Below are 24,306 nucleotides of genomic sequence, written 5' to 3' on the forward strand. Positions count from 1 at the left end.
TTACTTCCTCAATATTTCAGGTGGAATTTTGCTAACATCACTTCTATCAACCCCACTTGCTGTTTTACCATTCGTAGAACCGTTCCAATGGAAATTACCATTACCATCATTTTGGAAGCGATGATAAACTTTTTTCCCGTTTATCACCTCTACTGCCCACCTATTCCCATCAGAAGCTACAATACTATTGTCCCATAAATTTTTATGGTTATCTGGCAGAACTGATTTTGTCTTATTATAACCAATTTGATTTCCTCCTTTAGGGTCATGGTGGCCAGGATTTTCATAATATTGAATATCCGTTTTTATTACCTTATCTTTAGTAGAAGGCTTTGTTCCTTCAACAATATAATTACCAACTGTGTTATTACTTTCATCTTTATGAGTACCTAATATTTTATGGCCTGTAATAGGATTAATATTTCCTATCTCAAATCCTGACTTAGAAATATCTATATCAGAATTATTGTTCTTAACAGTTCCTTTAGCAATACCACCAACGATAATACCTGATGCTGCATTAATTAAATACTCTGCACCTTGCTTATCTTTTTGTACCTCATTGGCAAATTTAAGACTGGCATCTTTATTTTCACCTGTAGAGTTCTCAAGCTCACTGATCTTGTCTGGATTCGTCCAATTATTTATTGTATTAACACTTGTATCATGCGCTGCTGCTGTCATTGAATTTGCCAAGATATCAACACCTTGTGCAACTTTCTCTCCAACTACACTATCTACAGCCATTGATTTACCAGATTCAATCACTAAACGTACTGGCCCTGAAATCAATAAACCCACTGCAAGTTGTACTTTTTCTATATCAACCCCTGTAGATTCACTAATATCCTTAATACTATTTCCAAGGTCAGCAATATTACTTAATATTGTCATCCCTAATGTGGTTTGCGAACGAACTTTCGTCTCAAAATCTGTACCCTGAGCATAAATCGTTTCCTGCTCATTCACTCCTGCTTTGGGTTGTTTGAAAATTGTTTCCAAGTTAACGCCTGATTTTTCTAAATCGGTTAACTGGTTCTGAATTTCACTAAATTCTTTCGCTGCGTAGAAGAAATCTAATTTACTAAATAATGCTTCAACATCTTGTGATTCCATTCCACGTTTTAGTAACTCACTTGCAACACTATTACCAACCACACCAACTTCTTTATATTCACTTGGTAAATTATAAAGTTTTGCCTGAACATCATTTAACGTCTGTAAAGCTTTATCCTTATAAACTCCATCTGGTAATGCTTTTGCTAAATTCTCAGCACTTTGTCTAAAGTTTTCAATTAATTGCTCCTGCTCTTTTACAATCTCCGCTCGCCCACTTTCACTCAGCAAGCGATGATCCACCGTCACACTGCCATTGAGCATCCCTGTGGTCTGGTCTCTGGTGATTTCTTGGGTGTTGTTAATGTCGCGATTGGTGTCGGCTGTCGCATTTGTGACTGATCCTTGCCCCAGCGTTGCTTTGGTCAGTTGCTCTGTTTCCTGTCCACTACTGTTCAATCCAATTGTGGTTGATCCTTTCGGTGCAGTGGAAGCTGCTTTGCTTCCACCTTGTGGGATACCAATATTGGTCGAAACATTAAAGCCACTACTATTGTTATTGTTATGGTCTTGTAGGTCTTTAAGTTCTAAATTGCCTGTGTAGTTTAAGTTTTTGTGGTCGGTTAAGCTTCCATCTGCATTCTTATTTGCATTTGCAATCACCCCGCCGATGTTGGTGATATTTTTAACCCCCATCGCATCGAGATTAGCATCGTTTTGTGCGTTACCAATCAGCAGTTTGCTGGTGGTGTTGACCCATGCGCTGTCACTACTGCCTTTGCTTTGGTTGTAGCTGGCGGTGATATTTTTACTACCACTGCCGTATCCGCCGCCTATACTTCCACCTCGGCTACTGTTACTGCTACTCGCGGTATCCTGTAGGCTCTCCACATGGATGTTGTTGACTTGTAAATTGCCCCGATCCTGTATGCTGACTTCTCCGCCTTTGATGTTCAGGCTGTTTAAGCGACCTTCGGTTTTGTTCAGGGTCACTTCGCTGTTGACGTAAGTCAGGCTTTTGCTTTCTGATGTGCTGGTCTGTTTACCAATCGATGCACTGCCACCACCGCCATAGGTATAACTCACGCTCTGACTATTAGTTTTACTGCTGGTCTCTTGTTGGCTGTGTTCTGTTCCTGCTGTCACATTCAGGTCTTTGGTTCCATCAAAGCTGGTGGTGCCTGTTGCGGTTAAGCGGCTACCTTGAACATTCACATCCTGATTTTCAGATTTAAGTGTCAGATTGTTTAACTCAAGCGTACTGCCTTGCCATTTACCTTGGGTGGTGTTGGTCGTGTTGGTCGTTTCTATCCGCTCTCCATTGGCACCAATGGTAAAACCATAAGTCGCTGAACTTGCTGCCGCGGTTGCTGCTGCCGAACCCACCGCAATCTGTGCATTGGCAAGATTGGCTGTTGCCATAGCAACATTGGCTTTGCTATCGTCTAGTGCTTCTTTGGTGATTTTTCCTGATGCATAGTCTCGCTGTGCCTGACTATATTGATCTTTGGCTTGTTTGACTGCCTCGGCTGCATCTTTGACCGCACCTAATGCAAGTGCAGCATCCAAATAGGCATTTCGCACACCGACTTCTGTACTGATGGTTTCTACGTGTGTTTTATCTTCCACTGTCGTTTTATTTTCATAGCCACCAACATTTAAGTCACCTCGACCATGATCAATCAGTGTATCGCCTGTCGCTGTGATATTTTGACCTAAGATATCAACCCCTTCAACGCCCTGTATTTTAAGGTTCTCCGTATTGATACTACCCAGTTTATGCGTAGTTTCGGTGGTTTTACTACTTTGTGATGCATCTTCTAAAACAAATCCGCCTAAGCGTATACTGTCTTTATTTAGTTTAGCTCCCAAGCCCTGAACTGTTTCCTTACTCGTAGATTCAACAGTGATTTTCTGCTCTTCAGCCGCATTCAATGTCACCTTTTGACCTAAAAGAATTGTATTTTTTGCAGTAATATCTGTACTGGTCAGTGTGGTTTGACCTGATGATCCAACATAAACATTGTCCGCTTTTAAGCTTGATCCTGTTTGGCTAATCTGCTCAGTACGTTTACCCGTCGATTCGCTCACCGTAATCTTAGGTGCTTTTAGTCCTGGAGCTAAAGCCTCAATACCCGCCAAACCAACAGCAGTTGCCTTTACAATGTCTTTAACAATACCGCGATAGCCTTTTTGTTGTTCATCCCACTGTTCATCCTTGGTGGCAAGGGTAGATAGGGTGACGTTCTCAGGCATTAGCGACCCATCTGCGGCTTTTAGACTACCATCCGCCTGACGTTGCATCAGGGTATTCCCCACATAGATGCTATTGCCTGCCTGTACATCGTTGGCCTGTAGTTCTATGTTTTTGGCAGCATTGATATCGACGGTATCGCCTGCTTTGAGTGTGGTCTGTGCAACTTCCTGATCGATATAACCCGATTGACGGTTGTTATAGGTCGCAACGCCTTTTTTCGATGAAGTTGAGCTTTCACGCTTGTCATCAATTGCAGATAACAGGGTGACATTGCCTTGCTGGGCATGGATCTGGATATTATTGCCTGCCTCAGCCTGTAAATGGGTCGCGCTAATATTACCCTGTGCACTGTTTATAATGATGTTCTGTCCAGCATTCAATTGATTGGCAATAGATGTGCTGCTGCTCGCATCGTAAGTCGATGATTTTTTACCGCCAAATGATCCTTTACTTTGTGACTGACTAGAAACAGTGCTTTGATTTAAACCATTGTCCAGCACAATATCTTTTTGAGCAGACAATTGTATATCACCCTGTTGGCTATTTAAATCAACAGCTTTGCTCGTGATATTCTGCCCATTGATCAGCAACGAACCCGCACTCTTGATCTGGCTACCAACGTCCTGCTGTTGTTTAAGCTGATAGCCATTTTTATCATCGATCTTCAGTGTTTCCTGTTTGCCGACACTTACAGTGCCAAGGTCAACATTGCCCGTTGTATTGAGTACGGTCGCACTATTACTGTTATTGATCTGCACACCTTTTAAGCTGCTATTGCCTGCAACATTCAGCATCAGTGTGGCCTGATTAGGATCAAGCTGCTTTGTGCTTCCGTTACCAACATACAGCCCTGCAACTCGATCAACATTGGTAATACTTGAACTGAAGTTGCCAACTTTGGATTCAGATGTTCGAGTCGTGCTTTCAATATTAAGATTGCCACCCACTTTGAGTGCCATGGCATCTTTAGCTATGATTTGCCCGCCGATATTATTGAGGTCTTTCTGGGTTTCGATCGCGACCTGATTGCCCTGAATCCTTCCATTAAGGTTCTGTACGTTGTCGGCTGTAATTTGTAATGCTTCACGGCCTGCAATAGTCGCCCCATTAATCAAATCACCGTCCAGTTTCAGGTTAACGCTATTCCCTGAAAGTAAGGTACCATCACCTTTTAAGTCACCGACACGTACCTTGACATACACTTGTGGAACCAAGGCCTTAGTGATCGTTCCATCTGGTAAAGTTACACTTTGTTCGACCAACCACACAATATCACTGGTGAGCTGTGCCGTTTGAGCTGCTGTTAAAGCAATACCCGGACGCAAGCCATACAGTTTGGCAAAGGTGATGCCATTATTCATCAACGCTTTGTATTGCTCATCATCATTGGCAAATCCTTCCAGAAAGCGATAGCCTGTCAGGTTGGCAATCTGATCTTGCACCAAACGCTGTTCATAGAAACCATCGCCCAAACGTTTTTGCTGTAAGGCAGGATCCAGACCAAGCGCATCGAGCATGTAATCTGAGGACAACCATTTTTTATAATCGGCAAAGGCTGGATCTGTTTCAATCAAATAGCCTGCTTTGCTGTCTGCATTGACTTTATATAAAGCACTATTGGGGACTTTAATATTGCTAAAATCAATGCTTCGGATTTCTTCTGAAGTCCCCTGTGGGGTACTACTCGGTGCAGACGTTGCGCTTTGCTGTTGGACGGTCTCTACAGCGCTGGCTTGTGGTGCATTCTGGCTCTGTGAATCTTTTAAGTTCAGTTGATCCAGATCAACATCTTTGGTTTGATTCAGTTGTGTGTTGTTATTGCTGGTTTGTAAGCCATTAATCTCTTGTTGAGTGGTCTGGCTATTTTGGATGTGTTCTGCACTTTGATTGTTTGATACTGCAACAGTTGATAGCTGATTTTGATTTAAGTTTTGATTACCTAACGCTTGGCTAATACTAAGATCAAATGTAGTTTCACTTGAATTTTCAAATGGATTATCCCACTGTCCTTCATATTTCCAATATTTGACTTGAGTACCTGTATTCACAATCTTTCGAATACCTGCAATTTGTGTACCCGAGTCAATTGTTCCCCCCTCATTTTTAAGCTCGCCACCTGCCAGAATCTGACTCTTATCATTAACAACCTGAGCACCATTTAAATCGAGATGGCCACCAGCCTTAATTTGACCTGGTGCTGATTCAGTGGTTCGAGTTTCATAGGTAATTTCACTATAATAGTATCTCATCCAGTCTTCATATGGATTGCCATCATAATAATTTCCATCGAAGGTACACCAAGCATCACAATATTTTTCTAAACCATCTTTTCTGCTGACTTCAACCTGTTCAGTCTTGAAGTATTTGTTTATATTGTTAATCTGCTTTGCCGAAAGATTCATGTCTCCCAACGATTCAATCGTGGCGCTTTCATTATGAATAACGTCTGCCTGCCCAGTGGCATAGTCATTTGCATCTAAAGCAGCACCCAGATATAAATTACCCGCACTAAAAATTAAGGCTTGACTAGTGTAGTCTGTCGGATTCGACAGGTTATTGAGCGTTTGTACGCCCAGATGCAGGTCACCGCGTGATGCAATCACAGGTGCTGTACCTGTACTATCTGGCTGGTTGTTTAAAGTATTGGCCTGAATTGCCAGTGTCGTGCCATAAATACGACCTGTGCCTTGGTTGTTGAGGGTTTCTGCCTGCAAACGAGTGAAGTCACCATTAATCAGCCCCGTATTATTTAACGTATTTTGCGCAGTGAGTCGGGTGTCATGGCTTTCAATCTTGCCTGCTTGCTGGTTGGTGATATTGGCAGCGTTTAACGCCAGTTGATTACCTGCGTTAATTGTACCGTTATTAATAATATTGCCTTTTGTGCTTAGGCTTAAATCCTGATTGGCTTGTAATTGAGCACCTGAGCTATGGATATAATCATTTTGTAAGCTCAATTTCGCATTGCCCAAACTCAGTAGCTTGCCATCTCCAGATAAAGACTGTGCAATCAGGTCAAGTGCCGTACCCGCGAGTATTTGTCCATTCAAATTGTTGATTTCGAGTTGATCGCCCACAAGCGTGAGCTGTTTTTCACTACTGATCTGCCCTGACTGGTTATTCAATGCCTGTTGAACATTCAGATTTTGATCCGCACTGCTACGAATTACACCACTTTGGTTATTTAAGACCTTGCTGGTGACATTCAGTGTATTCGCATCAATGCCCTGAATCGATGTGTTTGCTGGATCAGTATTTAACGTATTCTGGTTATCCAGTTGTTGGGTGGTGATATTCAGCTCACCTGCCGCCATAATGTGGCTATCGGCATCGGCAGTATTGGCTTTACCCTTGTTATTGATCTGATCAATATTCAGATTCATGCCGCCCATCGACAACATTTGCCCAGACTGGTTGTTTAATAACTGATTTTGGCCTGTTCCTTGCAAATTAAGCTGTTTTGCTGCAAGTAAGGTGCCGTTTTGATTGAACACCTGATTGGCTTGTAGATCCAATTGTTGAGCACTGGCAAGATAGCCCTGCTGGTTATCCAGTGTCTGAATATTATTCAGTTGAATATTGCCCTGACTCAGGATGCCGCCTTGCGCACCACTGTTGGTATTGCTTAGGTTGTGCTGATGGGTATCAATCTGGATACTTTGCTGTGCCTGAATTAGTCCCTGATCATTGTTCAGTTCACCTGAATCAATGGTGAGATTTTCTGCACTGAGCGTGCCTTGGCGATTATTCAGCAGTTGCTCACGGCTATCCAGTTGTAACTGATTTTTGCTGCTGATTTGACCCTGCGTATTATCAATACCTGTGGCATTTAAATTGAGATCTTGACCAGATTGAATACGACCTTGCTGGTTATTTAACAGCTGCGAGCCAGCATCGATGTGGAGATTGCCCTGAACTGTACCTATTTGGCCAGTCGTGTTATTCAGGCCCTGGCTGCTGAGGATTAATTGCTGCTTCGCTGCAATGACACCACTGGTATTGTTAATGTCTTTGACAATGCTAATGTCTGCATTATTCTGGCTATTAATCTGACCGTGATTGCTATTGTCGAGTTGATTGGCACTTAGCGTGAGCGTTTTACCAGAAACAATTGTAGCTGCCTGATTAGTCAGAGTACCGTTACCCGCATTTAATGTAAGATTACCCTGTGCACTACTGATTTGGCCTTTATTATTATTTAAGCCTTGGCTGCGAATATTTACATCTAAGTCGGCTGCAATCGCTCCCTCAAGATTATCAATCTCTGCTTGGCTGATTAATTCGGCTTGTCCTTGTGTGGTGATCTGGCCTTGCTGATTATCAATGCGCTGTGCCTGAATACCAATGTCTTTTTTGGCCTGAATTAGACCCGATTGATTGATCAGCGTGTCTGATCCAGTATTTAGGCTGAGGCCGCCTTGTAGCGAACCCATTTGTCCATGACTGTTGTTTAGCCCTTGTGATTGAATCTGCACGTCACCATTGGCAACAATTTGCCCCGACTGGTTATTGATCTGCTGTTGGCTGGTCAGTTGAAGATTTTGCTGGGCATTGATTTGACCCTGATGGCTGTTGTCGATTGAACCAACTTGAAGATGGGCTTGATTGCCTGCGTAGATTTGACCCGATTGGCTGTTATCCAACTTTCCTGCGACGTCTACATCTAAATTCTGACCCTGTGCCGAGCTGAGTGTGCCCCTCTGATTATTCAGGCTACCCGCTTTGATATCCGTTGCTGTTGCACTTTGAATCAGTCCAGCCTGATTATTGAGTTGTTGTTGAATAGTAAGATTTAAAGGATTTGATGTCCCACGCTGAATCAACTGACCTTGCGCGTTGTTTAGCACATTGGCCTGAATCGTAATCTGATCTGCCGAAGTCACACCACCACTCACATCCAAAGTGCCAGCTTTGAGTTGCAAGGTTCCATTGCTCAAAATGTGTCCCAAGTGACCATTGAGTTGCGCTGTCTGAATGTTCAGTTGCTGGGTTCCCGCATGAACCACCTGGCCTTCTGTATTATTCAATAATGCTGTCTTGATATTGAGCTCAGCGGCATTACTGCGAATTTCCCCCAACTGGTTATTCAAGCTCTGGCTAAAGTTGAGGTCTAACTGATCCTGACCTGTATGTAAAATATGCCCTTGTGTATTATCCAGACGGTTTGCTGTTAGGTTTAACTGCTGTGCACTCAGTGTTCCTTGCTGGTTATCAATCAAATCATGACTTTTAAGACTCAACTGCTCTGCAATCACCGTTGCTGCACGTGTAGAAATATCACCTGCATCACTGGCTAAATCGATATTTTTTGCTTGTAACTGTCCATTGGTCGCGTCAATCTGCTGCTTTGAAGCGACTTTAAGCTGTTGACCTGCAAAGCTTTGCCCATGTAGTGTTGTTTGCTCTGCCGTAATGTCAAGATCGCCTGTGCTTGTCAGTTTTCCCTGACGATCCAGACCCGCAGCAATCAGCGCAGCTTGCTCATGTTGTAATTTTGCCGTATTCAGCTGAATGTTTTGTCCCGCGGCAATCGAACCAGTATTCAGTATGTGCTGCCCTGTGATCTTGATGTTTTGATCGGCATAAATACTGCCACTGTTATTGAGCACTTGATGGGTCAATTGAATATTTTTGGCATCAATCAACCCTTGATGATTGTCAAATTGATCGACCGTACTGATCAAACTTTGGCCTGCAACAATACTGCCTTGGGTATTATTGACGGTTGTATGCTGTTGCTGAATGTTTTCTGCTTGAATATGACCAGACGTATTATCAAGCTGTGTACTCGCAAGATTTAACTGAGTTTTAGCCTGAATGATACCTGATGTATTATTGATGGCATGATTGGCTTTCAGCTCAATGCCTTGTTGTTCTGAATAGATCAGTCCAGACTGGTTATTGACTTGATCTGCCTGAATATTGAGTTGTTGCCCACTGGCAATTTGACCCTCAATATTATTAAGACCATTCGCTACATTGAGATCGAGTTGATCAACAGACTGAATTTTCCCTTTCTGGTTGTTGGCCGTCTGGGTTTGAATATTCAGTTTTTGGTTTGAGATCAATTGACCAGACTGATTACTCAAACTATTGGTCTGAATCTCTGCCTGCTTAACGGTCAATTGTCCCTGATCATTATTAAAGCGCTCACCTTGAATTTTCACACGACCTAAGTTGAGTTGACCGCCTTGGTTATCCAGTCCATTGTTACTTTCCAGGTCAATTCCGCCTTGCGCCACAATCGCGCCCTGATCATTATTAAGCTGATCACGAACATGTATATAGCCAGTCTCATAGGTTTTTGGGGTGGTTGGTGTTGAATCAGTATTAACCACTTCGAGGCTTCCGCCATCTTGTGCAGCATTGTTTGGCTCGACAGGTTGTGAGCCTCCGCCAGATTCACTGCCATTACCACCTGTCGATGAGGTTTTGGCAATGCCTATTTTACCGCCGATGTTGCTCATTGAACCCGCTTTTAAATCCAGCGCCTGAGCTCCAGTTTGTTCAATCGAGCCACTGTTCGCCAAGCTGCCTGCATCAACCACGATACGCGCTGCATTTAAAGTGCCACGATTACCAACATGGCCCTGTTGCTGAATGTTCAACTCATCCGCACTGCTGATTAAACCTGAATTGTCCAGATTCTGGCTGTGTAGACTGACCTGTGAGGTTGCACTACTGATATTGCCTGTATTTTTAATATTTTCAGCATTGAGTTGAAGCTGGCCTTGATTGGCAATGAGATTGCCCGTATTGGTTAAGTCACCATTGGCATTGAGGGTAAGTGTAGATTGGGTACTATTCATTGACCCTGCATTGCGTACGCCTACACCTTGCTCTGTTCCCACCAAAAAGATTTTACCCGCATACATGCCGCCAAGCTGTCCGACATCAAGTGCAAATTGGGGTTTGTTATTTGCAGAGGTATTACTCTGTATTGGGCTTACATTGCTTGTGGTTGGGTCGTTTACATTGATATCGTTTTGGCCAAGTACCACATTCAACTCTTTGGCATATAGTCCTGCATTGACCTGTAAAGCACGAGCATAAACATCGGTAAACGGGGTTAAGCTACCATTTAGACCTTTACCTTGTATCGTAATCTGTCCTTCACGTACCCGAAAAGATTCCAGATAGCCCTGATTCATGACTGCCTGACCCGTAGTCAGGGTGAAACGATCGGCATTGATGACTCCACAGCCGTCACAGACCAAACCAGATGGATTGGCAATCACTACTTGTGCCTGTTTGCCTGCCACTTCGATGTAGCCTTTGAGCTGGCTTGGATTGCTCGAATTGACTTCATTTAAGATGACTTTGGCTTCACCTTTGGCTAACCATGGGTTGCCTTGTATCCAGCCCCCAAGTTGAGTCTGGGTGTTGTTACGCGCATTATTGAGGATGGCACCTTCCTGTCCCACATCAAACTGGCTATAGGTATTGCGTGACACACCACCTGCACTTGGGGTCTGGATATTGACCTGTGTTACACCATTACTGCTATTTAAAATTGTCGGTTGTTGTGAGGTCGGTGCGCCTTTGTCTGCAATAATCTGGCTATCTGCAATGGTGTTTAGGGGCAAAGTAAAGATACTGGCACCCAGTACACTGATCACGGCAAAATTGAGTTGTTTGAGTTTTTTTAAATGGCTGCTATCAAAGCCCATGCTGTCTGAATCGCTTGCGCTACAAGCTTTGTTGTCATGACCATCTGCCTGACTTTGGCCAGCCTGTTTGGTCTTGCTTTTGACGATTTCGGCCACCGCAATAAACATACCGCGAGCCTGACTGAAGATAATACGGTAGCGATTCTTATTCATGTGCTTTTACTCTAAATTTTGTTATGTATTGCAATCTCATTAACGAGAAAAAATGAAAATCTTGCTCAAACGATTCAGCTACACATCAGTAGCCCCAGTTCAGGCTAAAGCCTGTGGTGTAATGGTCTGTTCTAAAATTATCTGGCTTTTTAAGTGGGGCACCCACAAATACGTCGTAACTCATTCGTAGTGGCGCAATCTGGCCACGTAAACCCACTACACTGCCCAGCAAGCTTGTACCTGGCAATGGATTAGGCTGATAAGCAGTACGCCCACCGACTTCGCCATAATCAATGCCGGCATACCAATAATGTGGTTTACCAAATATCGAACCGCTGATTTCATTACGAACCAGAAAACCTTGATCTGCCAATAAGGTTTGTTCGCCATCAAAGCCACGTACGGTATAGCGGTTACCAATCGAGAAACGGTCTTGGGGGGTTAAAGGTTTGTTACTACTTTGCATACGCCATTCAGCGGTATATTGCAGATTCTGTGCACCGACTTTAAACGGCACCTGTAAACTGGCATTGGCTTGTAAAATGCCCACTCGGGTAAAAGCTTCGTCAAAGTCTTCTTCTGGCGCACGCATTGCACCCAGCCAGCCTGTACCGCGCTTGTAGGTCAAATTGCCGCTTAAAGTCGCATTAGAAAAATATTCGGTATGATCCAGCATGGCTTTCCAGCCTGCTGTTTTTCGGCGCTGAACTTCAACTTCAACATCTTCAATGTAATTGCGTGATTCTCGATACCAGCCGCCAAATCCAAGTGTGGTTTTGCGGTGTGCATCGCGATAAATCACTCGTGACAAATCAAGGCCAATGAGTTCACTTTTACCACTATATTCATAGCTTTGACTGGCACCTGCTACAGTTTGATTGTAGTTAGATTTGCTGTAACTGCTGGTAAGTAACCAATAATCAAAAGGAATGGTGTAACTGGTATAAAAGCCCTCTGTACCACGTTTACCCGCATCGCCACCACCTAAATCATGGTTATAGCTGACATAAAAAAGATCATTAAGGGTCAGTAAGTGATCTAAAGATAAGGTCGCTGTGCCTTGATATTTACCCGTTGAGTCTGAACCAGAATCGTCCAGACTCAAGTTAATGCGATAGGGCTTGGATTGTTGCCATGCAAGAATGACGTCACTATAACCTGGCGTATTGTTATTTTCGGCTGGCTGAATTTTAAAATCTGCTTCGACAGTGGGTACTCGCTTAAAGTTTTCAAGCCCCTGCTCAAGATCATGTAGGTTGAGCAAATCACCCGATTTGATCGGGAGTGCATTGATTTTATGTGCGCGTGACGAAGTACCTTCGGCAAATTTCACATGATCGACACGACCTGCAATCACTGCAATTTTAAGCTGACCCGATGCAATATTTTGTGCAGGTAGAAGTACACGTGAAGTGACATAACCCGCCGAAATAATACGGTTTTGTACCAGATCTAATGCCTGATTTAATCCCTGTACCCCAAGACAACGTCCAATAATATTGTGTGTTCCCTGCGTGATTTCATTAAGAGCAAATAAAAAATGCTCTGCCTTCTCACCTTGTAAATGAATATCTTTAATTTCAAAGCACGGGCTTTCACTATGCGAACGCAGATATTGAAGTTGCTGAGCTTGGAGCTTAGCGTTTTGCGGACCCAGATTGACATTTACTTCAGGCTGGATTTGTTTTTGGAGAGCATCATCTCGTTGTTGCTGGCGAATCTGATTATCCGCCATATTTTTTTGTGCATCGCGGCGCTGTTGTTCTGTGATCTCCTGCTGAGTCAAATCTGCGGCATGAACCAGGCCGTGTATGCTACTGCATACACCAAGACATAATGCTGTTTTTTTTAGAATAACTTTACAATCAACAATTGTGATTTTCATTGGATTTATTAAAATAAATGATAACTAGTTAACAAATCATAACAAGGTTTTTATTTTTGTAAATATGTCACTCTTATTTTTTATACAGACGGGTCTAGTGCACATGTAAATAGATAGACAAATCATGACGCGATTTTTCAAAAATATCCTGTTTTTACACAATGCAAGAACGGGTCATATACCAAGTAATTAATCGAAAAATTCAAATCTGGACGTTCATCATCTATATAGTGTCAATCGACAAAAATGTTATACACAGCCCTGCGTTTTAAATTGGTTAAAAAATACTCAAATATGCAAGTTTTTATGGTTATCCAAGCTTCACAGAACTGAAATAATCCCCATTTTCTGCGGATAACTATGTGAGTATTTTTTCATCTAATTTGGTGTAGGTTTTGGCGTACAAAGATTCAGGAAAATCGCCCATAGTTATATATCACTTAATTTTCTATGATGGATTCATTGAGAACAGGATGTTCCGTATAAAAACAATAAAATGAGCGACAGGACGCGAGGGATGACAGGAGTTAGCCCTAAGACGCAAATACGAAAAGCCTCGACAGGATGTCGGGGCTTTTTACTCTTAGTTTAGCTTTTATTGATATTACGCATAGCATTCCAGCATATACAACGACAACAAATTGACTCCCCTTTTCCCACAGATTATCATTCCTCTGCTGGCCTACATTGCCAGCCGGTTTTGACAGACCGTTCATCTAGCGCATCAGAGTTTGCTCTTCTGAGTATTACCCTTATGTGTAAAAACCTTTTCGTCCCCCTTTGCGGTAGAACGGAAGGGGGACGCGTCCGCGCGTGCTGGTTCTAGATGTCCAGTCTGTCAACCCTCTTTCGTTCTGCCACCATAATCAATTGACAGTGATTCGGTAGAACTTCTAATACATCTAGGAGTAGTCACCATGACTCACATCGCTCGTTTATTTCTTTGCTTATCGCATCCATTCATTTTGTCTTTGTGGTTATTCAAACGCAGATTGCCCACACCTTCATGATCTTTTTTTAACTTCAGATCACGGCATGTTTACGTTTCATTTTTAATATCTGGAATGCTTTTCCATAGGTTCGCTCGTCCTAAAAATTTCTGGCGCCAAAAAAATCATTCCATTTCAAAAAATAAGGATAACAATACAGATGAAAGGCAAAATACTCGATTATTCCGTTCAAACCAATACCGCCATTATTCGTACAGAAGATCAAAAGCATTATTCTTTTTTAGGCTCGGCGTGGCGTGAGTGGATTGTGCCCATGCCAGGCATGCATGTCTATTTTGAATTGGATGCTCAAGGGGAAGTTACAGAAGTTTTTATTGATGTACCCGAGGAGGATACGCCCATCGCAAAACCCATCCTTACACCAGTCAAAGCTTTTATAACAGCACCGCTTATGGTTGATATGCAGGATAAACAGCATCACACCATGCTAGAAAAAGAAGCCCACTACTGCATGATCGATTGGGTCATCAAATGCTTTAAAAATGCATTAGATTTCAAGGGTCGTGCCCGACGTCAGGAGTTTTGGTCATTTCAGTTTTTCTATACTGTGCTGGGTGTAAGTATGCTGGCATTTGGACATTTTCTTGATTTAGGACATACCTTGTTTATTGTAAGTAGCATTTTTATGCTGTTGCCTGCACTTGCAGTGAGTGTTCGCCGCTTGCATGATATTAACCGCAGTGGATGGCTATTGCTCATCAACTTGGTGCCGATTGTAGGGGTATTGATGATCCTAGACAGTATCGTGGACAACAAATCCCTCTAAATTCTTGAAATATTTCTGTTCAAAGGCTTCTGGGCTTAACCAGCCGTTTGTAGAATGTCGTCTGATTCGATTGTAATAAATCTCAATATAGTCAAACAAGACAGCATTCGCTTCTTTTCGAGTGGCAAACACACTGCCATGGACCATATGACCTTTCAATGTATGAAAGAAGCTTTCGGTCACTGCATTATCCCAACAGTTTCCCCTGCGTGACATACTTTGAACGCAGTTATTCGTCAATAATAGCGCCCTAAAATCACGACTACAGTACTGTGAGCCTTGGTCCGAATGTACCATGACACCCATTGGATACCCCTGACGAGCCATTGCATAATGAAACGCATCACACACCAATTGACGGTCTATTCGATGGCTGGTTTGCCAACCGACAATACGACGGCTGAATAGATCCAGCATCACACATAAATACAGCCAACCTTGCTTAGTACGGATATAGGTAATATCCGTTGTCCAGATCTTATTGGGTTCATTGACCGTAAATTGACGATCCAACAAGTTAGGCGCTGTAGGCAAACGATGGTTTGAATCAGTCGTATGCTTGTATTTACGTGCAATTTTGCTCCGTAAACCAAGTTTTTTAAGCATTCTTCCAACGGTTCGTTCGCTCATGCTGTAACCTAAATCATGCATGTCATGTACCAATGAAGGTGCACCCAATCGTGCATGATGCTGCCAATACACGGCTTTTAAATCATTATATTTCTGCGCTAGATTGGTCTGGCGTTTTCGCCAGGCATAATAGCCTGAAGTGCTGACACCCAGGCATTTACAGGCAGAAGATACAGTGACTTCATTCACATCCAGATCTTGAATTACCGTGTACTTTTCTTGGCATGATCTGTCAGAAAGTACACATGCGCTTTTTTTAAGATGTCATTGGCTTCCCTGAGCTGTTTGACTTCTTTCTCTAATTCCAAGATCCGCTGTTGTTCTGGTGAAAGTTGACGTTTGCTTGAACCCACTGGATTGGCTTCACGAATCCATTTGTCTAAAGTTGAATAACCCACACCTAATTTCTGGGCGATTGTAGCTATAGGCTCGTGTGAGTTTGAAAGTGCATAATCAATTGCTTGCTGTTTAAATTCAGGACTAAAACGTTTGGCCATTTCTTGGATCTCCAAAGTTAACGTTACGTTATCTTTAGAGGGAAGTACTGTCCATTATTTTGGCTAGGATCATGATTGTGATTTTTTTCTTTATGACTGAGGAAGGAGATTCGCGCGCCAATGCTTTTGGCCCACCCTCAAAGTAATGTTCGCGTATTTTTTGAAAAAATGCCGAATCATTTAGACAATCAAAAGAGCCTTTAAACTTAATGTCTAAAGGCTCTTTAAAATTTTATAGCGATAATAGTTTAGATTAAAAAAACCTCTAAACCATTCATTTTAAAAAATAAAAAATTATTATCGCCCAATAAAACACTATATAAAGAAAACCAAAAATTAAAATAAATTTCAAAAATTACCTTTAAGTTATTTCTTATTTATTTACTTAAAATCAAATTATAATAACTTCAATCTATAAAATATTTTAATTAGACTATTAAAATCTAAAGCCTTATAAATTGTTTGCATTACTCTAAAAATATTATGAAATAAATCAGTGATCAAATTTCTTAAATTCTTTTGAAAGTTGAGATAAGGTCTTTATCTGTTTTCCATAACGGCGACATGAACGGCAGGTCAATAAATGTAGCTGTAAATTGCTCTGCTCTCGCAATAAAAGTGCTCTATCTTGCTTTTCAGATAAGAGTTGAGTGGCCTGACGGCAGGTTAACATGAGCAATCCTCCTGCAATAACCATTTATTTTCTAGGCATTCTCGCAGTCGGGTTCGGCTACGATACATCAGTACATTAAAATGTGAAACTGTCAGTTCGAGTTTCTCACAAATTTCACTGGAATTTAGTTCAATCACTTCACGCAGCATAAATACCTGTGCATATTTGGCAGGTAAGTGATTAAGACAAGCATCAAAAATAATCCAGAAATCTTGCTGTTCCATCATTTCTTCTGGACTTAACCAAGCTTGGGGAGCCTCATATTTATGCCAATGACCTGAAGCATCAAATAAGGCATCAATGCTGAGTTCACTTTCCTCATCTTTAAAGAGTTCACTCATACTCACCAAACGTGATTTTTGTCTGATCAAATCAATGATCTTATTTTTTAAAATTGCAAAAACCCAAGTTTTGAAAGCAGCGCGTCCTGTAAAAGAATCCAAGTGTTGAAATGCACTTGCCAAAGCGTCCTGCACCACGTCCTCTGCATGCGGTAATGAAGCAAGCTGTAAAACAGCAAATTTAATCATTTGTTGTCTTAGATCTTGTAAAAAGACAGGATTATTCACCTGATCTAAAAGATCCTTTTTGTGATGCGCTGAAGCAGAACTCATCCTTGGATCTCACCATAATTATGGGGAACATGAATTAATCTTAATCGAGTCAATAATGCTTTTAACTCATAGATTTGTATTTTAATTTCTTGCTCAGATAAATCAGGAAGCAAGGATTCAATCACCTGATGTAAATCTAGTTGCATGAGTCTATTTTGATTCAGTTGTTCGATCAATACAGCAAATAAAGGAGATAAAACTTCAAATCTGACTCGATCCAAATCATCTCGCCAGACCATAATTGCACTCGGTATGAGTTCGACCAAAGCAGGTGTCATTGCAGTTGTCCACTGATACACAGGATACTGATAGGCAAGCACCCATATCTGGGTGGTTAGTTGCCAATCCTGATCCTGGGCCAAAATTGGAGATTCAATTTCGACGGTATCTAAATATAATTCTAACCATTCATACTGCAATAACTCGGCTAACCAGGGATATTGCTGCAATACAGGATGCTGTTGCTCATTTAGGTATTCGCGAAACTGTAAAGAAATATCATTGTAGAAAGGTGACTGGGATTGTGATTTCTGAAAAAACTCGACCAATAATTGCTGCCATTGCTGCTCAGGTAACATTGCCTGTGCTACAGGAAAGACCAAGTTGATAAATGAACAGACATTATTAAATAGCAAATCACGATAGACCTGCATGCGATTCGCAGCAAAGTTTGGTGGTGGCTCTAATTCAGGATTGCGAATCCAATTACAAAACTGTCGTTGCGTTGTGCGAAAGGATATTTGCTTTGCCTTCATTACGGCTCCCCTGTTGCTGCATGATTTTGATCTGGCTCAACTCAGTTTGTAGTTGTGCCCAGGATGGGATATTAAAATCACGTTCCAGTAACGTCGGCTTAACTCCACAAACTTGATAGCTATATTGGAGGAGCTGCCAAACTGGATCACGAATTGCAGCACCATGCGTATCAATCAATAAATTTTTTTCAACTTGTTCGTGGCCTGCAACATGTAAGTAACGAATCCGGTCTTTAGGCATTGCGTCAATAAACGCATAAGCATCACTGTCATGATTCACACTATTTACATAGACATTATTAACGTCTAGCAGCAATTCACAGTCGGCTTTGAGCAAGACTTCACGTACAAACTCAGCTTCGGGCATTTCTGCATTCGGCATCAAATAAGTGGAAACGTTTTCAATCACCAATCTCTGCCCTAAAATATCCTGTACCCGTAAAATACGCTCTGCCACATAATTGACAGCAGCTTCAGTCATTGGAATGGGTAATAAATCATATAAATAGCCACCATCATGGGTATAGCTCAAATGCTCTGAGTAAATCTGCACCTGATAGCGTTGTAAAAAAAGTTTTACTTGCTGAATAAATTCAAGATCAAGTGGATGAGGCCCTCCAATCGATAACGATAGTCCATGACAGATTAAAGGAGCTTTCTCTACACATCGTGCTAAAAGTTTGGCATGCCGTCCACCAAAACCCATCCAGTTTTCAGGAGCAACTTCGATAAAATCTGGATGAGTTTCAGCATTTAAAAATGCATCCATAAACTCACGCCTTAAACCCAGACCCACGCCCACCAATTCGGTCATGGTTAAACTCCTATCATTGAACTGATGTCGATCTAATAGATGTTAGATCGACATCATCCATGAGTGAATGGATTATTTAGCGCCACACTTACCGTCAGCGACTTTTTTATCTGCGCCGCACTTTGCATCTGCTGCTTTTTTTGCTGCACCACATTTGGCTTCAGCAGATTTATGCTGTTGTTTTGCTTTATTGGCACCACATTTTGCCTCACCACACTTGCCATCAGCAGCTTTGTTTGCATGTGCTTCTGTTGCTGTGGTGGTGGCTGCCACAGCCACCTGAGTTACACCAGCGACTGATAATGCCAATAATGCTGCAACTGAAGTCATTGAATTAAGTTTGCTCATTTTTCTATTCCTTTTAAGGTAAATACTCGGTTTGTACAGAGGTACATAAAGTTAGACGGCGCAAATCTCAATTTATTACAGTGCAAATAAAAAAAAGTTTGTGTAAGAAACTGACGCTTTATCCGACTAATGATCATTCAATCTCATTCGGTGTGAAGTTATCATGAAGAACATTTTGCATTCTCTGGCTCAATGCTATCAAAACACCTGCACCCTGCTTAAACATGCAGATGGTATCGCAGCACTTGCCTTACGATGTTATTTGACGCCGATTTTTTGGATGGCGGGTACAAATAAGCTGATGCATTTCCAGGATACAGTGGAATGGTTTGGTAATACAGATTGGGGGTTAGGTCTACCCTTTCCTTATGTTATGGCGGCGTTGGCAACATCCACTGAGATCGCAGGTGCTGTTCTGCTGGCACTGGGTTTATTCACTCGTTTTATGAGTATTCCATTGATTATTACCATGCTCGTCGCCATTTTCAGTGTACATTTGCCAAATGGCTGGCAAGCGATTGCCGATCCGAATGCTCCCTTTGCCAATGCTCAAGTATTAGACTCCAGTGAGAAGCTAGACAAAGCGCGGGAGATTTTAATGGCCTATGGCAATTATGACTGGCTCACATCTAGCGGTTCATTGGTGATTCTAAATAATGGTGTTGAATTTGCAGTGACTTATTTAATTATGTTGATTGCACTCATGGTACTGGGGGGAGGTCGTTATTTGAGTGTAGATTATTGGATTCAATCAAAGCTCAAACACTCTGCCCTTAAAGAAACAACGATCAAGTAAATCACTTGTGTACAGCAATGACCACTTGCAGTATTCGTCATTGCCCTATTTACAATACTCATCAAAAGATATGCAAAATAGATTCATAACGGTAAACATAAAATTGAAATGGCGCAATTCAATACTTCAAATGGCACTTAACGTGCCCTTTTTATCATTTTAAAAATGTGACTTAAAAAAGTGGTATGTATAGCAAAAAAATGACAATAAAAAAGCCACTTTAGTAAGCGGCTGATTTATTTAAGTAATTTTGGTGGAGATGGCGGGAGTTGAACCCGCGTCCGCCAGCACTACACTCGAGAATACTACATGCTTAGATATCGTCTATTGTTTTAACACCCAGTGACCCGACGAACAGGGTACAAGATGCGATCCTCTAAGTTTGGTATAAAGCCCCGAGGCTTGACTCTATACGGACTTGTGTGCGTGCGCTACGGTCGGGTTCCTAAACCACAAGTATTCTAGGAAGCGGACAAACTGCCCTTAGGCAGCTAGAGCGTAAGTTTCGTCGTTTGCGACTATTAAAATGCAAATTTTATTTACGAGAGAAAATGCGCTCTCGGCATGCATCTATGAGCTTCATCACCAGCGTCGAAGCCAATAACATCCCCAGATGAGTATTACACTATAGCACAACCCTGAAAAATTGCTATGCAATTTATAACCAAATGAACTGCGCCAATGTATTTAACATGATAATTGAGCTACTATTTTATTTTTCAAGGATGCCTAATAAGAAAACATGAGCTACTTACTTGCCCTCGATCAAGGAACGACATCTAGCCGCGCCATTATCTTCGATGAAAAAGGCCAGATCCATGCAACTGCACAACGTGAAACACGTATCAAAACCCCAAATTCTGGTTGGGTAGAACAAGATGCCAATGAAATATGGTCAAGCCAGATTGCTGTTATTCAGCAAGCCTTGGCTTCAGCTCATATTCTGGCAAAGGATATCAAGGCTTTAGGACTGACCAATCAACGTGAAACAACAGTCGTTTGGGATAAACGCACAGGTAAAGCACTTGCGCCCGCAATTATCTGGCAAGATCGACGTGCAGCACAGTGGTGTAATACCTTAATTGAAAATGGCATGCTGGTACAGGTTCAGCAAAAAACAGGTTTAAGAATTGACCCCTATTTTAGTGCAGGAAAATTGGTCTGGTTACTTGAAAATATTGCGGGATTTCGAATACTTGCCGAACAGGGACATGCCGCGTTTGGTACCATTGATAGTTGGCTGGTCTGGAATTTAACTCAAGGTGCAGAGCATATCATTGAGGCCAGTAATGCGTCTCGTACCATGCTCATGAACCTTTCAACACAAATGTGGGATGAAGATTTACTTAATAAATTTAATATTCCAGCAGCAATTCTACCTAAAATCATTAGCTCAGATGCATATGTGGCCGATACTGCACAAGGTCTTTTGGGAAGTACAATTCCGATTACTGGAATATTGGGTGATCAACAAGCAGCGTTATTTGGTCAGTCATGTTTTGAGGTAGGTTCTGCCAAAAACACCTATGGCACAGGATGTTTTATGCTGTTCAATACAGGAGATCAACTTCAATTTAGTCAAAATCAGTTGCTCACTACCCTTGCATGGCAATGTCAAAATCAAACCCGTTATGCACTCGAAGGCAGTGTATTTATGGCAGGCGCCATTGTGCAATGGTTACGTGATGGTCTTGGACTCATTCAGCATAGTGCCCAAGTTGAGCAACTTGCCAGTCAGGTGCAAAGTACAGAAGGTGTCGTTTTGGTGCCCGCATTTACTGGGCTTGGTGCGCCGCACTGGGACAGTGAAGCGCGTGCTTTGCTTTGTGGAATGTCGCGCGGTACCACAAAAGCACATATTGCTCGTGCAGCACTTGAAGCGATTGCCTTCCAAGTCTCTGATGTGTTGTGTGCCATGCAGTCTGATTTATCGCGGCCATTAAAAGAACTTCGTGTCGATGGGGGTGCCAGCCAAAACGATATGCTCATGCAATTTCAGGCCGATATTTTAAATGTACCTGTTCTACGGCCTAAAATGCTTGAATCAACCGCTTGGGGTGCAGCAGCCATGGCCGGCTTAAAAGCAGGTGTTTTTACCAATCTGGATGAAATTGCAGCGTCATGGCAACTTGATCGTACTTTTGAGCCAAAGATGAAAAATGACGAACGTGAATCACGTTTGTGTGAATGGAGTCAGGCACTCAAAAGAGCGAAGTCCAATTTGATATAAATAAAAAAGCTGCAATAACTTGCAGCTTTTTTATTGATCTAAATTAAATGCCTGAAACTATAAAGCACCATTACCCAGTACAATACCTTCACGTCGAGGGTCGACGCCACCCACATACTTAATCTGCTGATTTTGTATGGCAATGCGCATAATGGTAGCAACCCCACTACTTTGTGCCGAAGAATTAATGCCATGACCTTTAGCTTTTAAGCCATCGATGAGTGCAGTTAGATCAAGTGAAGTATTTGAACTATCTACATTGGTATTTGCGCTATTGGTCGCACCAAAATTCACAAGTGAAGTCGCTTGCTGTGCATCTAAATTCCAGTCTAGTGCGCCTACCAGTGTTTTGACCACATACTGGATAATCGTACCGCCGCCTGGTGAACCCGTTGCCATATAGAAATCACCTGGTGCAGTCCCTTTAAAGACCAACGTCGGTGCCATGGTACTTCTTGGCCGTTTATTGGCTTGAACACGGTTTGCAACCAAATTACCTGTGCTATCTACTGGCTGTGCACTAAAATCTGTCAATTGATTGGTCAGCAAGAATCCATCAACCATATGGAATGAACCCATACTCGACTCAACCGTAGATGTCATAGACACAACATTGCCATAAGCATCTGCAATCGTAAACTGAGTTGTTCCATGCTCTACAGTATTATCAATACCCGCATTGACACTAAAGTCTCCAGCAGTTGCGACTTTCATGCTTTGATCTGGATTAATCAAACCCGCACGTTGCTTCAAATAGTTTTTATTGAGCATGCTGCTGACACCTTGAGCGGGAAGCGGCACAAAATCGGTATCTGCGACATATTTATCACGATCGGCATACGCCAGACGCTCAGCCTCGGAAACTAAATGCACACCCATCACCGTAGGCACACCACCCTCGGTTTCAGGCTGTGTCGGGCCATATGATGCAAGATCAAAATTCTCTAAAATTCCCAGCGTCTGAGCCACAGCAATCCCTCCTGATGATGGCGGTGGCATGGTACATACATGATACTGGCTACGATAAGTAAAACAGATGGCATCACGCTTCTTGGCTTGATAATTGGCTAAATCATTCAGTGTCATCAGACTTGGAGTAATGGGCGTATTGGCGGCATCATCACCTTTATCTTGTTGAGCTTTAGCAATGATTGCCTGTGCAATTGTTCCACTATACATTGCTTGAGCACCATTCGCCGCAATCGTACGAATGGTGCGTGCATAGTCCTGATTGGTCATGGTTTCTCCCACCTGATAAGGAGAACCATCTGCATGAAAGTAAGTTTTTACTGCATTTGCATCCAGAGCCAATGAAGCTGCATTACTTTGAATAGCGGCTGCCAGTCGTCCTGGTACTTTAAAACCACCTTCGGCTAATTGTACGGAGTTATCAAATAATTGATTCCATCTTAATTTACCATGTTCGTTATGCGCCATTTCCAGCATACGCATCACACCAGGCACCCCAATCGAACGACCACTACGTCTTGCACTTGGCACGGGTGCGAGTGAGTTTGGATCCTCTAGATTCTGACGAACCAGATAATATTCATTGGCTGCTGCTGGGGCAGTTTCTCGGCCATCATAGGCTGTGACTTTTTGAGTTTGGGCATCGTAGTACATCATAAATGCACTACCTGCAATGGTACTCGATTGTGGTTCGACCAAACCCAGTACGGCTTGTACAGCAATTGCTGCATCTACAGCCGAACCACCTGCTTTTAAGATGTCACAGCCTGCTTTAGTCGCCAGTGGTGTATTGGCAACGACCATATATTGATTTGATGTTTTTGCTTTTAAACCCAAACGATATGCAGAGGCAGGTTCGGGTGCCGAAGGATCGCCGACTTGCCCACTGCCTACCACGACAGTTGAGCCATCACTAGTCAGCTGATTACAGCTATTCGGGTTGGTATCTACGATTGTAGATGTTTGTTCCTGATCATTTGAATCATTACACCCCTGTAACAATCCTAAACTTAAAAAACCTCCCAGAATGAGGAAATATTTTTTTTGCATTGCATCTCCATTTATATTTCATTATTAAGTGTTCCTTCCAAGCAATTATGGAGCCAATATTTAGAAAAAATAAATTACCTTTTATATCAAATGCTTAATAATTCAGCACTAAACAGATTAACTTATTCAATTT

Annotated in this window: 12 protein-coding genes and 1 other RNA gene; 3 read left to right on the forward strand and 10 right to left on the reverse strand. The window is 42.2% G+C overall.

Annotated elements, in window-relative coordinates; translation table 11 throughout:
* Nucleotides 1-11,136 carry a two-partner secretion domain-containing protein gene (locus tag F952_RS02965; protein WP_004921974.1) on the reverse strand — a complete coding sequence of 3,712 codons (11,136 nt, stop codon included), beginning with the start codon at nt 11,134-11,136 and terminating at the stop codon, nt 1-3.
* Nucleotides 11,137-11,221: 85 nt separating this feature from the next.
* Nucleotides 11,222-13,021, reverse strand: a complete 1,800-nt coding sequence (locus tag F952_RS02970; protein WP_004921976.1) for a ShlB/FhaC/HecB family hemolysin secretion/activation protein — start codon at nt 13,019-13,021, stop codon at nt 11,222-11,224.
* A gap of 1,149 nt (nt 13,022-14,170) precedes the next feature.
* Here F952_RS02970 and F952_RS02980 point away from each other — a divergent pair.
* Nucleotides 14,171-14,797 (forward strand): DUF805 domain-containing protein, encoded by a 627-nt coding sequence (locus F952_RS02980; RefSeq protein ID WP_004921979.1) that lies wholly within the window; start codon nt 14,171-14,173, stop codon nt 14,795-14,797.
* On the opposite strand, the gene F952_RS02985 is transcribed toward F952_RS02980, so the two are convergent.
* The 6 genes from F952_RS02985 to F952_RS03015 all read right to left on the reverse strand — a co-directional run bounded on the left by F952_RS02985 (nt 14,765) and on the right by F952_RS03015 (nt 19,128).
* A protein-coding gene (locus F952_RS02985) for an IS3-like element IS1236 family transposase (RefSeq protein WP_099046170.1) occupies nt 14,765-15,924 on the reverse strand; the annotation gives its coding sequence in 2 pieces (ribosomal slippage) (nt 14,765-15,690 and nt 15,690-15,924; 1,161 coding nt in all). The two genes, F952_RS02980 and F952_RS02985, sit on opposite strands and share 33 nt — an antisense overlap.
* Nucleotides 15,925-16,417: 493 nt before the next feature.
* A complete protein-coding gene (locus F952_RS02995; RefSeq protein ID WP_004921982.1) occupies nt 16,418-16,597 on the reverse strand; it encodes a zf-HC2 domain-containing protein in 180 nt (59 codons plus the stop codon).
* A complete protein-coding gene (locus tag F952_RS03000) occupies nt 16,591-17,211 on the reverse strand; it encodes an RNA polymerase factor sigma-70 (RefSeq protein WP_004921984.1) in 621 nt (206 codons plus the stop codon). Before F952_RS03000 ends, F952_RS02995 begins: the two co-directional genes overlap by 7 nt.
* The gene (locus F952_RS03005) at nt 17,208-17,966 is read right to left on the reverse strand and encodes an HvfC family RiPP maturation protein (protein ID WP_004921986.1); all 759 of its coding nucleotides are present in this window, start codon (nt 17,964-17,966) and stop codon (nt 17,208-17,210) included. The genes F952_RS03000 and F952_RS03005 overlap by 4 nt, the downstream gene beginning before the upstream one ends.
* Nucleotides 17,917-18,780, reverse strand: a complete 864-nt coding sequence (locus F952_RS03010; protein WP_004921990.1) for an HvfB family MNIO-type RiPP peptide maturase — start codon at nt 18,778-18,780, stop codon at nt 17,917-17,919. The genes F952_RS03005 and F952_RS03010 overlap by 50 nt, the downstream gene beginning before the upstream one ends.
* Before the next feature lie 72 nt (nt 18,781-18,852).
* Nucleotides 18,853-19,128 carry an HvfA family oxazolone/thioamide-modified RiPP metallophore gene (locus F952_RS03015; protein ID WP_004921993.1) on the reverse strand — a complete coding sequence of 92 codons (276 nt, stop codon included), beginning with the start codon at nt 19,126-19,128 and terminating at the stop codon, nt 18,853-18,855.
* Nucleotides 19,129-19,291: 163 nt separating this feature from the next.
* Here F952_RS03015 and F952_RS03020 point away from each other — a divergent pair, with 163 nt between their 5' ends.
* Nucleotides 19,292-19,924 (forward strand): HvfX family Cu-binding RiPP maturation protein, encoded by a 633-nt coding sequence (locus F952_RS03020; protein WP_004921996.1) that lies wholly within the window; start codon nt 19,292-19,294, stop codon nt 19,922-19,924.
* Nucleotides 19,925-20,175: 251 nt separating this feature from the next.
* Here the strand turns inward: F952_RS03020 and ssrA are convergent.
* Nucleotides 20,176-20,535: a transfer-messenger RNA gene (gene ssrA, locus F952_RS16645) on the reverse strand.
* Nucleotides 20,536-20,666: 131 nt separating this feature from the next.
* Here ssrA and glpK point away from each other — a divergent pair.
* Entirely contained in the window at nt 20,667-22,154 is a 1,488-nt protein-coding gene (glpK, locus tag F952_RS03025) for a glycerol kinase GlpK (protein WP_004921999.1), read from the forward strand.
* Nucleotides 22,155-22,211: 57 nt separating this feature from the next.
* Here the strand turns inward: glpK and F952_RS03030 are convergent, their stop codons facing one another.
* Complete coding sequence (locus tag F952_RS03030) at nt 22,212-24,173, reverse strand: gamma-glutamyltransferase family protein (RefSeq protein ID WP_004922002.1); 1,962 nt, start codon at nt 24,171-24,173, stop codon at nt 22,212-22,214.
* Nucleotides 24,174-24,306: the final 133 nt, after the last annotated feature.

It is taken from the genome of Acinetobacter baylyi DSM 14961 = CIP 107474 (assembly GCF_000368685.1).
Lineage (GTDB): Bacteria > Pseudomonadota > Gammaproteobacteria > Pseudomonadales > Moraxellaceae > Acinetobacter > Acinetobacter baylyi.